Annotated in this window: 11 protein-coding genes; 4 read left to right on the top strand and 7 right to left on the bottom strand. The window is 55.2% G+C overall.

Annotated features, from left to right (window positions below):
* Positions 1 to 400: 400 nt before the first annotated feature.
* Complete coding sequence (locus tag CUC53_RS09710; protein ID WP_100293975.1) at positions 401 to 1,306, bottom strand: flagellin N-terminal helical domain-containing protein; 906 nt, start codon at positions 1,304 to 1,306, stop codon at positions 401 to 403.
* A gap of 470 nt (positions 1,307 to 1,776) precedes the next feature.
* Here CUC53_RS09710 and CUC53_RS09705 point away from each other — a divergent pair, with 470 nt between their 5' ends.
* On the top strand, positions 1,777 to 2,409 hold the full coding sequence (locus CUC53_RS09705; RefSeq protein WP_100293974.1) for a trimeric intracellular cation channel family protein: 633 nt from the start codon (positions 1,777 to 1,779) through the stop codon (positions 2,407 to 2,409).
* A gap of 94 nt (positions 2,410 to 2,503) precedes the next feature.
* On the opposite strand, the gene hda is transcribed toward CUC53_RS09705, so the two are convergent.
* From hda to upp, 3 genes are all read right to left on the bottom strand, one after another.
* The gene (gene hda / locus CUC53_RS09700; protein WP_100293973.1) at positions 2,504 to 3,205 is read right to left on the bottom strand and encodes a DnaA inactivator Hda; all 702 of its coding nucleotides are present in this window, start codon (positions 3,203 to 3,205) and stop codon (positions 2,504 to 2,506) included.
* A gap of 101 nt (positions 3,206 to 3,306) precedes the next feature.
* Positions 3,307 to 4,335 (bottom strand): DUF2066 domain-containing protein, encoded by a 1,029-nt coding sequence (locus tag CUC53_RS09695; protein WP_100293972.1) that lies wholly within the window; start codon positions 4,333 to 4,335, stop codon positions 3,307 to 3,309.
* Between the two features lie 156 nt (positions 4,336 to 4,491).
* Positions 4,492 to 5,118 (bottom strand): uracil phosphoribosyltransferase, encoded by a 627-nt coding sequence (gene upp / locus CUC53_RS09690; protein WP_100293971.1) that lies wholly within the window; start codon positions 5,116 to 5,118, stop codon positions 4,492 to 4,494.
* 177 nt (positions 5,119 to 5,295) lie between these two features.
* Here upp and purM point away from each other — a divergent pair, with 177 nt between their 5' ends.
* On the top strand, positions 5,296 to 6,333 hold the full coding sequence (gene purM, locus CUC53_RS09685) for a phosphoribosylformylglycinamidine cyclo-ligase (protein WP_100293970.1): 1,038 nt from the start codon (positions 5,296 to 5,298) through the stop codon (positions 6,331 to 6,333).
* Positions 6,334 to 6,365: 32 nt separating this feature from the next.
* Positions 6,366 to 7,004, top strand: coding sequence for a phosphoribosylglycinamide formyltransferase (gene purN / locus CUC53_RS09680; RefSeq protein ID WP_167386727.1), 639 nt, complete (start codon positions 6,366 to 6,368; stop codon positions 7,002 to 7,004).
* A gap of 66 nt (positions 7,005 to 7,070) precedes the next feature.
* Here purN and CUC53_RS09675 read toward each other — a convergent pair whose 3' ends face one another.
* The gene (locus CUC53_RS09675) at positions 7,071 to 7,451 is read right to left on the bottom strand and encodes a diacylglycerol kinase (RefSeq protein ID WP_100293969.1); all 381 of its coding nucleotides are present in this window, start codon (positions 7,449 to 7,451) and stop codon (positions 7,071 to 7,073) included.
* Between the two features lie 152 nt (positions 7,452 to 7,603).
* Between CUC53_RS09675 and CUC53_RS09670 the strand changes: the two genes are divergently transcribed.
* Positions 7,604 to 8,671: a 3-deoxy-7-phosphoheptulonate synthase gene (locus CUC53_RS09670; protein WP_100293968.1), complete on the top strand. Its 1,068-nt coding sequence runs from the start codon at positions 7,604 to 7,606 to the stop codon at positions 8,669 to 8,671.
* A 230-nt stretch (positions 8,672 to 8,901) separates the two neighbouring features.
* Here the strand turns inward: CUC53_RS09670 and CUC53_RS09665 are convergent, their stop codons facing one another.
* Both CUC53_RS09665 and btuC read right to left on the bottom strand, forming a co-directional pair.
* A complete protein-coding gene (locus CUC53_RS09665) occupies positions 8,902 to 9,699 on the bottom strand; it encodes an ATP-binding cassette domain-containing protein (protein ID WP_167386729.1) in 798 nt (265 codons plus the stop codon).
* Positions 9,686 to 10,693, bottom strand: a complete 1,008-nt coding sequence (gene btuC, locus CUC53_RS09660) for a vitamin B12 ABC transporter permease BtuC (protein WP_100293967.1) — start codon at positions 10,691 to 10,693, stop codon at positions 9,686 to 9,688. The genes CUC53_RS09665 and btuC overlap by 14 nt, the downstream gene beginning before the upstream one ends.
* Between the last annotated feature and the right edge of the window lie 58 nt (positions 10,694 to 10,751).

Here is a 10,751-nt window from a genome sequence, read left to right as displayed (position 1 = left end):
TTAACTGATCGGCATTAACGCTTATGGGGCCGTTTTATTAGCAGATCTGAGCACAATCCAAGATCTAGCTTATCCAAAACCCTCAGCTTAATTGATTAATTTATTAAAAACTGCATTATCCTCACACTGCCGCCTTGCACAAATAGCTCTACTTGTGCTTTTATTTTATTGAGTGATGTCCATTGGACTGCTCAATAAAAAAAGCCGGATGTCCGACCTCGATGGATACAAGCACAAACGAGCTTGTCTAAGCCTTACAGAATTGAACAACTGTATGATACTTAGCTTCATTGATTGTTAGATAAGCCGGCGTTATCCCGATCGAACAGAGTGCAAACCGAACACCCCTTTGTTCTATCAATTCTGCAGGGCGGCCTGAACAACCGCCCTGTTTTCTTTTTTAGCCTTGTAGTAATTGAAGGGCTGACTGAGGACGTTGGTTAGCTTGTGCCAAGATGCTAGAAGCAGCCTGCTGGAGGATGTTTTGTTTTGTCAAATTTGCAGTTTCTACAGCGAAGTCTGCATCTCTGACTCGAGCACGGGCAGCTGATACGTTTTCAGAGATATTGGCCTGGTTACGAATGGTCGCATCCATCCGATTCTGTACCGCACCCAATTCGGCACGTGTGCCATCTACTACACCGAGCATCACTTCTGTAGCGGCGAGCACTTGTTGTGCATTACTCTGCGCAGTGATACTGATTCCGCCTGCAGTACCACTTATAAAAATCGTATTTGCAGCAACAGCGGTGCCTAATACGGTGCCCAGATTAACGGTAGTTGCCGCCGCGGCGATACCGGAGATAGTAAAACCATCAGCTTGTGACATGCTAAAGCTAATAGTTTGATATGCATTAGCCCCGACTTGGAACACACCTGAAAATGTGCCGTCCAATAATTTGGTGCCTGCAAATGTAGTAGAAGATGCAATTCTGTTTACTTCTGCCCCGAGCTGATCCACTTCTTTTTGTAACGCGACTCGATCTGCATCAGAATATGAACCGTTCGCAGATTGCTGTGACAAAGTACGGATACGCTGCAGCATACCTGTCATCTCATCCATGGCACCTTCAGCGGTCTGAGCTAAAGAAATACCATCGTTAGCATTGCGATTCCCTTGATCTAAGCCATTGATTTGAGAAGTCAAACGGTTTGATATTTGTAACCCTGCAGCATCGTCTTTCGCACTGTTAATACGTAAACCTGATGCCAAGCGAGTGTATGATGTATCGAGTGATTTTGTGGCATTCATCAAGTTGCGTTGCGCATTCAGTGATGAAACGTTGGTATTAATATAAAGACCCATGACCATTCTCCTAAAGCTATTAAATTAAGCTTGTATATGTTCGAGTTTTATTATTTCAGTGCTCGATACTTCCTTTTTAACGGCCCATTTAGGGATGCTTTTAGCATTTTTCAACGCCTCATCACATTAACGCCGCCTACCATATGTATCGACGAAGTAATAATTTACTTAATAAGAATTTGCACAAAAATAACACGAAAAATCGGAGGTGATCGTTATGTCGCTATGAGACAAATTTGTGAGCTGGGGTCGAACCATTGATATTTCACTGCGATCACGCGAGCCCCCTTACAGTGCCCTGAGGTGTTAACTCCTGCGACCCACGTTCATCTATTCCAAGCCATGCAGCAAGATTCAAACAAGTAGCGATCAACCCACCATCAGCGAAGTGGCTCACTGGCATCATTGCCACATCCATTTCATCGCCTTAGAATCGCGACCCACTATTGATTTGAGATGAGTAATGTTCGATGCCCACATTGGTTGAGCAAATAGTGTATGTCAGTGACATGTTTGGCACTGCTGTGTTTGCCTTCTCGGGCGTTTTAGTGGCGGGTAGGCTGAGAATGGATGCCTTCGGTGTGATGGTACTTGCAGCAGTGACCGCTATCGGTGGCGGTACAATACGCGACATGATCCTTGGTGCTACGCCAGTTTTTTGGGTGCGTGACCCTATCTACATTTTAGTGATCATCACCACCGCCCTCTTTGGCATGAGCATCGCCAAGCTGCCACGACGTTTACCTTGGTATGTCCTGCCAGTTGCCGATGCGTTTGGACTGGCACTGTTTACCGTGATCGGCGCCCAGAAGGCCTTAAGTTTTGGCACATCCGGACTGATTGCAGTGATAATGGGGACCATGACGGGGGTGGCTGGCGGCATGATTCGAGATGTCTTGGCCCGTGAAGTGCCAATGGTACTGCAAAAAGAGATCTATGCGACGGCCTGTATCTTGGGCGGCATTCTTTATACCGTTGCTTTGGAAATGAATATGGATAGGGTGAGTGCAATGCTCATCAGTATGACAGCGGTGTTTGGCTTAAGAGTGGCGGCTATTTACTGGCATTTGTCGCTGCCCACTTTTTCGTTACAACGGCAATGAGGCTCACTGCCTGATCATGCTGCCGCCATAGTGATGTGTGGGAGAGCTGGTTTAATAACGCTGGCTCACCCATGTAGCACGACTACTTAATGTTTTAAAGCTCGAGTATCTCTTTAACAAAGGGGATGGTGAGCTTTCGCTTAGCACGAAAAGAAGCATTATCGAGTTCATTGAGTGTCGTAAGCAGCGTTCGCATATCACGAGAGAGGCGGTTAAGCAGAAAACGGCCCACATCAATGGGTAACTTAAAGCCGCGCAGCTCAGCACGTAATTGTAGGGCGCTGAGCTTGCCTTCATCATCGAGCTCGTCGAGATGAAAACTAACCCCCCAGTCGAGACGAGAGGCCAAGTCTGGCAGCTGCAGCCCTAGTTTGCGCGGTGCACTGCAGCCGGTGACGATCAACGTCCCCTCCCCCTTTTCCTGCCAGCGATTGTAAAAATCGAACAGCGCCCGCTCCCACCAGCCATTACCTGCAATCGCCTCAAGGCTATCGAGGCACACCAAGGGCAAACTCTCAAGGGCATCGAGCATACTGGGATCAAGCTGCTCAAACTGATCGAGGGAAAGGTAAGCAGCCGCCGCATCACGGGCATTCACTTCGGCGCAAGTAGCGTGGAGCAGATGAGAGCGCCCTGCGCCCTTAGCCCCCCAGAAATAGAGAAAGGGTGCCCCCTGACCGATAGCGGCATTTTTCAGTGCTGTTATCAAATGGGCATTGTTGCCGGGATAAAAACTGGCAAAGGTTTCATCATCCGGCAGTTGCACGGCAAGAGACAGTTGGGCCGGTTGCTTCACTCGTTAGGCTTTGACTGTGATATTTGCGGCCAAGTGTACCATTGACCCGCCAGATAGAGAACCGCCCAGACAATGCTGGGCGGTCAAGGCAAGTGGCCTATTCAGGGGCGCCATTGATAGCGCAGCGAACCAGTATTATCGTCGATACGCTGTAGTCGGCTCTCAAGCTGCAACCCACGCACCAACTCGGCCTCCCCCCCTTGCAACAGGAGCGTGAAGGTGGCCTGATCGCCCGTTAGCTGACCAATTTCAACCTTGCTTACGTTCACCATCCCTTGCAACAACTGTTGCACGGCAATCATGCTATTCATGTCCACTAGCCCATCGACGACCAGACGTTGGCTAGCAGCGGGACCAGAGAGGCGAGCCCCATACTGTTGCACCAACCAATTAGCCAAATGATCAGCAAATCCCTGAGCGACCTCCGCCTGAGTGCCGACACTATGGCCACGAGTCAACTCGGCCACCTCACCGGCAGCTTTGGGTCCGAACAATTCCCAATCAATGTTCCACTTCCCCTCTTCGCTGAGGCTATCTGGGCTCAATTTGCCCAACACCACCATTTCGGCGCCATACCGCTGGCTGGCTTGTAAAATCGGCTCGGCAAAACGCCCCCACACATCGGTAGAGCTGACGGCCATGTTGTCATCGAGATCCATCAGCGGAATGGTGATCGGCAACCCGAGCATTTGTGCCTGTTCACGCAGCACTGCCGCCCAACCATCACTGGATTGATCGGCCAGCAGCTTATTCCCTTGCTGTTCCACCACTAGCCAGAGCACAACTTGGGGCCGAACAGGACCAAGCAAGGCAAATTGGCTCTCAGACACCAACTGGTTCACCTTGTCACTGCTGAACTCGGCATGGAGATACTTGACTGAATCTTGGTCTTGATAGCCGTAGCGTTTGACATAGTCTCCCGGCGCGGCCAGCGCCTTCACCACCGCAGGTTGCGTCAGCACATCCCGTTTACCAGTGACTTTGAGCAATACGGCCTCCAATGCCTTGGCCTGTGCCGCCGCCGTATCGCTACTCATCGGCGCCTGACCTTGATACAGATCAGTCAGTTGAACTGCCATTGTGGTCAATGGCAAACAGCTACAGAGGATCATCACAACGAACTTGAGCATGGCAAGCGTCTCGAAAGGGAGGATGGAGGCTATGGTAGCGGCAAGGCGGGCTCTGCGGCAAGCAAGCCACGAACAACAGAGCCGACTATGCGTCGGCTCTGTTGTTCGGTGCAATAAGAGGCAATCACTTGCTCTTCTTTATTACTTATTACTCGGTTATTTGGTTCCGAAGATCTTATCACCGGCATCACCCAAGCCCGGTACGATATAACCTTTTTCATTGAGGCCGTGATCCACGGATGCGCAATAAAGCTCAACATCTGGGTGGGCGGCCTCAAGCGCCTTAATGCCTTCCGGCGCAGCCACCAGCACCAGCACCTTGATGGAATGGCAACCTTTTTTCTTCAGCAAATCAATGGTGGCGATCATCGATCCGCCAGTGGCCAACATCGGATCGATGACCAGCGCCAGACGCTCTTCGATGTTGCTAACGATCTTCTCGAAATAGGGCACCGGTTGCAGGGTCTCTTCATCGCGGTAGATCCCCACCACACTGACTCGGGCACTGGGGATATGTTCCAACACCCCATCCATCATGCCAAGACCCGCTCGCAGGATCGGGACTACCGTCACTTTTTTGCCTTTAATCTGGTCTACTTCAACCGGCCCATTCCAGCCATCAATGATCACTTTTTCAGTCTCAAAGTCAGAGGTCGCTTCGTAGGTCAGCAAACTCCCCACTTCTTTGGCCAACTCACGGAAACGTTTCGTGCTGATGTCACCTTCGCGCATCAGGCCGATCTTGTGTTTGACTAGGGGGTGCTTGACTTCAACGATTTTCATTATTATCTCCTCTCACTGCGCCGCAAAAAAATCGCGGAATCATACAATAAATGCTATGGGTTGTAGAGCTTTTCCGCCCGAAATAGCGCAAACGATTTCCTTTCTGGTTTTTCCTCGCCACTGATAGAATATGCCCCGAATTTTACCCTCCACTTCTTCACATGACGGGGACTACTCGTGACTGACAAAACCTCACTGAGCTACAAGGATGCTGGCGTAGATATTGATGCTGGCAATGCACTGGTTGAACGTATCAAGGGCGTGTCAAAGCGCACTCGTCGTCCTGAAGTCCTTGGTGGTCTTGGCGGCTTTGGGGCCTTGTGTCAAATCCCTGCGGGCTACAAGGAGCCGGTACTGGTCTCCGGTACCGATGGTGTGGGCACCAAGCTGCGGCTGGCCATCGACCTGAAGAAGCACGACACCGTGGGCATCGATCTGGTGGCCATGTGCGTCAATGACCTGATCGTACAGGGCGCCGAGCCGCTGTTCTTCCTCGACTACTATGCGACCGGCAAGCTGGACGTGGACACCGCGGCCGCGGTGGTCACCGGCATAGGTGCCGGTTGCGAGCAGTCAGGCTGTGCCCTAGTGGGCGGCGAGACCGCCGAGATGCCGGGTATGTATGAAGGGGAAGACTACGACATAGCCGGTTTTTGCGTCGGTGTGGTGGAGAAGAGCGAAATCATCGACGGCAGCAAGGTCGGTGAAGGGGATGCCCTGATCGCGCTGGCCGCCAGCGGCCCTCACTCCAACGGCTTCTCCCTGATCCGTAAAATTCTGGACGTCTCCAAAGCCGACGTGCAGCAGCCGCTGGGTGACACCACCCTGGCCAACGCCCTGCTGGAGCCGACCCGCATCTATGTGAAACCTGTGCTCAAGCTCATCAAGGAGTGCGAGATCCACGCCCTCTCCCACATCACCGGGGGTGGCTTCTGGGAGAACATCCCCCGCGTCCTGCCCGCCAACACCCAAGCGGTGATCGATGAGCAGAGCTGGCAGTGGCCGGCAGTGTTTAGCTGGCTGCAACAGGCAGGCAATGTCACCCGTCACGAGATGTATCGCACCTTCAACTGCGGTGTCGGCATGATCATCGCCCTGCCCGCCAACCAGCTAGAGAAGGCGCTGACCCTGCTCCAGGCGGAAGGCGAGAACGCATGGCACATCGGTCATATCGCCAAGGCAGCCGACGGTGAGGAGCAGGTCGTCATTCAATGAATGACCGGATCAACAGCCAAATGACCTCCTCTATGAAACGCATCCTCGTCCTAATCTCCGGCAGCGGCAGCAACCTGCAGGCGATCCTCGACCACTTCAGCGGCAAGATTGCCGCTGAAGTGGTCGGCGTCATCAGCAACAAGGCCGATGCCTATGGTCTGGTTCGCGCCAGAGAGGCAGGCGTGGCGACCTCCATTCTGGCCCAGCAGCAGTTTGCCAGCCGGGAGGAGTATGACGCCGCCCTGCTGGCGCTGATGAGGGAGTACCAACCCGACTTGGTGGTATTGGCTGGCTTTATGCGGATCTTAAGTGGCGACCTTGTGCGTCATTTTGCAGGGCGGATGATCAACATTCATCCCTCTCTACTGCCCAAGTACCAAGGCCTGCACACTCACCAACGCGCTATTGACGCCGGTGATGAGGAGCACGGTGCCAGCGTTCACTTCGTCACCGAGGAGCTCGACGGGGGGCCGGTTATTCTGCAAGCCTGCGTGCCTATCTTTGCAGGGGATACTGCCGAAGAGGTTGCCGCACGGGTTCAGGTACAAGAACACAGCATCTACCCCTTGGTGGTGCAGTGGTTCTGTGATGGGCGTTTGCAGATGCAACAAGCCAGCGTGTTACTGGACGGTAAACCGCTAGGCCCCCGTGGCTATGCGTCTGAAGAGTGACCCTCTCAACCGGTGGGTAACCCTACTCACCCACCGGTTTGTTTATCTTAGCTAACGCCTTGGTCGTCACCACCAGTCCAATAGATTACGCCCCGCTAATGCCCCCCAAACCACCATATTCAATGCCAGGGCGATGAACACCGCCGCCGATCCCAAATCCTTGGCGCGACCCGACAGTTCGTGATGCTCTGAGCCAATCCGATCCACCACCGCCTCGATGGCAGAGTTAAGGATCTCGACGATCACTACCAGCCAACTTAGCACCACCAACAGCAAAATCTGGTTAAGAGAATCACCGACCCAACACGCGAATGGCATTAACAACAGGATCAGCAGCAACTCTTGGCGAAATGCCGCCTCATTGATCCAGGCAGACTTGAGCCCCTTCATGCTGTAACCGGTTGCATTGATGATACGGGTCACCCCCGTTGCCCCAGGCTTTGCCACGATAACTACCTCATTTGGAATGGTTTTTGGGCCCTTATCCTAGCAGAGTAAGCAAGGTTTCAATCAAACCGGTTTTGCTTTATTTTATCCCTTCACCTGTTTAACGCGCTCACCAACCGCTACCCACATTACCCACTCGAGAACTAAGCTGTATGTCCATTCACACCGATGAATTGCGCACCCGTCGCCTAGAGTCACTGATCACCCCAAGCGAGCTGGCCCACGCCTTCCCCATCACCGATGCCATTGCCCAAAACCTGCTAGATGCCCGTCGCGAGGTGGAAGCCATTCTGGCTGGAGACGATCAGCGCCTGCTGGTCATCGTTGGCCCCTGCTCCATCCATGATCCCGTCGCCGCCCACGAATATGCCCGTCGCCTCAATGCCCTGCGCGAGCAGTATAAAGAGAGCCTGTGCATCGTGATGCGCACCTACTTCGAGAAGCCGCGCACCATCGTCGGCTGGAAAGGGCTGATCAACGATCCGCGCCTCGATGGCAGTTTCGACGTCAACGAAGGGTTGAAACTGGCGCGCAAACTACTGGTCGACATCAACGAGATCGGCATGCCCACCGCCACCGAATTCCTCGATATGGTAACCGGCCAGTATATTGCCGATCTCATCACCTGGGGTGCCATCGGTGCGCGCACCACCGAATCCCAGGTACACCGCGAGATGGCCTCCGCCCTCTCCTGCCCGGTCGGCTTCAAGAACGGCACCGACGGCAATACCCGTATTGCCATCGATGCGGTGCGTGCCGCCCGTCACAGCCACATTTTTTATTCACCGGATAAAGACGGCAAGATGACCATCTACCGCACCAACGGCAATCCGTTTGGTCATGTGATCTTGCGTGGCGGCCACCGGCCTAACTACGACACCGCCAGCATTGACGAAGCGTGCGAAGCGCTGGCCGACGTGGGCCTGCCGGAGCGTCTGGTGGTCGATTTTAGCCACGGCAACAGCATGAAGGATCACCGCCGCCAGCTGCTGGTGGCGCAAGATATCTGCGATCAACTGCGCCGTGGTCGCACCGGCATCGCCGGCATCATGGCCGAGAGCTTCTTGGTGGAAGGGCGGCAGGATGTGGAAAATGGCTGCGCAGCTACCTTTGGCCAGAGCATCACCGATGCCTGCTTGTCGTGGAGCGACACTGAAACCCTGTTGGCGATGCTGGCAGAAGCCGCACTGGTACGGTTGAACAAAGCAAGCCTGCGGTAACGGCTGCGGCATCACCCTTCGGCCAGAGCATCACCGATGCCTGCTGGTCGTGGAGCGACACTGAAACCCTGCTGGCAGAGGCAGCGCAGGTACGCCTGAGCAAACAAGCTTGAGCTGCGAATCAAACCAAAGGGGCCGGTATTTGTTGATACCGGCCCCTTCTGCTTGCTGTCGGCCGATTACGCTTCGCTAATCGACCCTACCCGAGCACTCTTTCCTCGACACCCGACTTACAAACTGGGCATAAACCAGACCCGCCCTGCTGCTTCGATGCGGTCGGTGCGGATCTGGAATACCTGCTCCAGCAGCGCCTCATCCACCAGTTCGACACCGCCTTCGCGCACCACCGCGCCCCCTTGCAGGCAGAGAATTCGGTCGGCCCAGTCGATAGCCAGATTGATATCGTGGATGGCGAGCACCACCAGCAATCCCTGCCCGGCCAGGGTTTTCAGCAACCGCAACAGCGCCAGCTGATGATGCAGGTCGAGCCCCGCCAGCGGCTCGTCCAGCAGCAGCACCTTGCCGGTCGGATTGAGGCTCGGCCACACCTGCAGCAGGGTGCGGGCAATCAGCACTCGCTGCTGTTCACCGCCCGACAAGCGGCTGAAATCACGAGCCAGCAAAGCCTCCAGCTCCAGCGCCTCGCACAGCGCCGTGATCGCCTCGCTCTGTCTGGCGGGCGCAACCGTCTCATCAAGCCCGAGGCTCAACACCTGAAACACCGGAATATGAAACAGCTGGGGCTGACGCTGGGGCAGCATGGCGCGCCGTTTGGCAAGATCTGGCCAGCTCAGGTCAGTGAGCACGCCCCCCCCCAGCAGCACTGTGCCCTCGGTGGGCAAAATCCCCGCCAACGCGCCGAGCAGGGTCGACTTGCCACTGCCATTGGGGCCGAGCAGTGCCACCAGCTGGCCGCCATGCCAGCGGATATCAAGGGGGGAGAGCCGCTCGGCAATAGCGAGCGCACGCGCCTCCAGCAGCGGCACAGCAGCACGAGAAGCAACAGGCATGGGATCAGCGGGCGCCATCAGCATCTTGCCTCAATAACAGATAGATAAAGAGCGGCGCCCCCACCGAGGCGGTAATCACCCCGATGGGCAACTCACCGGCACTTAAGGCCGAGCGCGCCACTAGATCGGCTGCCAGCAGCAGGGCCCCGCCGCCGAGCGCAGAGGCAGGCAATAGGAAGCGCTGATCGCTGCCACCGCACAGCCGCAGCAGATGGGGCACTACCAACCCGACAAAGCCGATGACGCCACACAGAGACACTGCCACACCGGTCAGCAGACAGACCGCCAGCACCAGCCGCACCCGCATCTGGTCGACATCCATCCCCATCAGACGGGCTTGGGTCTCCCCCAACAGTAACTGTTGCAGCGCCTTACCCTGCCAACAGAGCCAGCCCAGGGTGAGCGGCAGCACCAGCCACCACCAGCCGAACTGCTGGCTACCGTAAGAGAGGCTGCCCATCATCCAGAACATAAATTCACGCAAGGAGCCGTCATCGGCAAAGTACATCAACCAGGTCATGGCGGCATTGGTGAGAATACCGATGGCCACCCCAAACAGCAGCAAGCGAGCATGGCCGAGACGGGCTCGGCGAGCCAGCCGAATGAGCAGCATGGTCACCAGCAGGGCGCCACTAAACGCCGCCAGCGACAGCCCCCAGCCGGGCAGATAGAGGCCGAGGGATTTGGCCACCGCCATCGCCACCATGGCGGCTAGCCCTGCCCCGCTCGAGACGCCAAGCAGTCCGGGCTCTGCTACCGGATTGTGTAACATCACCTGCAGCACAGCGCCACCACAAGCCAGTGCGGCACCCGCGAGTAAGGCCAGCAGGGCTCGTGGCAAGCGCAATTCCCACAAGATCTGCCGCTCCATCTCTGCGAGAGGCTGCCAAGGCCGCAGCACAAACTGCCCCCACATCAGGGAGCACAAAAACAGCAGCAAGGTCAGTAAGGTAAGCCCACATAGCCAGCGACGTTGCCAGCGTTGCTGACGAGCGAGCAAAGAGAGGTACAAAGCAAACTCCCCGAAAATACCAGAGCGATGGGCCGACTTAATTGCTCGTCCTATCCTG

The sequence above is a fragment of the Aeromonas cavernicola genome (assembly GCF_002795305.1).
Taxonomy (GTDB): domain Bacteria; phylum Pseudomonadota; class Gammaproteobacteria; order Enterobacterales; family Aeromonadaceae; genus Aeromonas; species Aeromonas cavernicola.
This window is presented reverse-complemented; position numbering and strand designations above follow the sequence as displayed.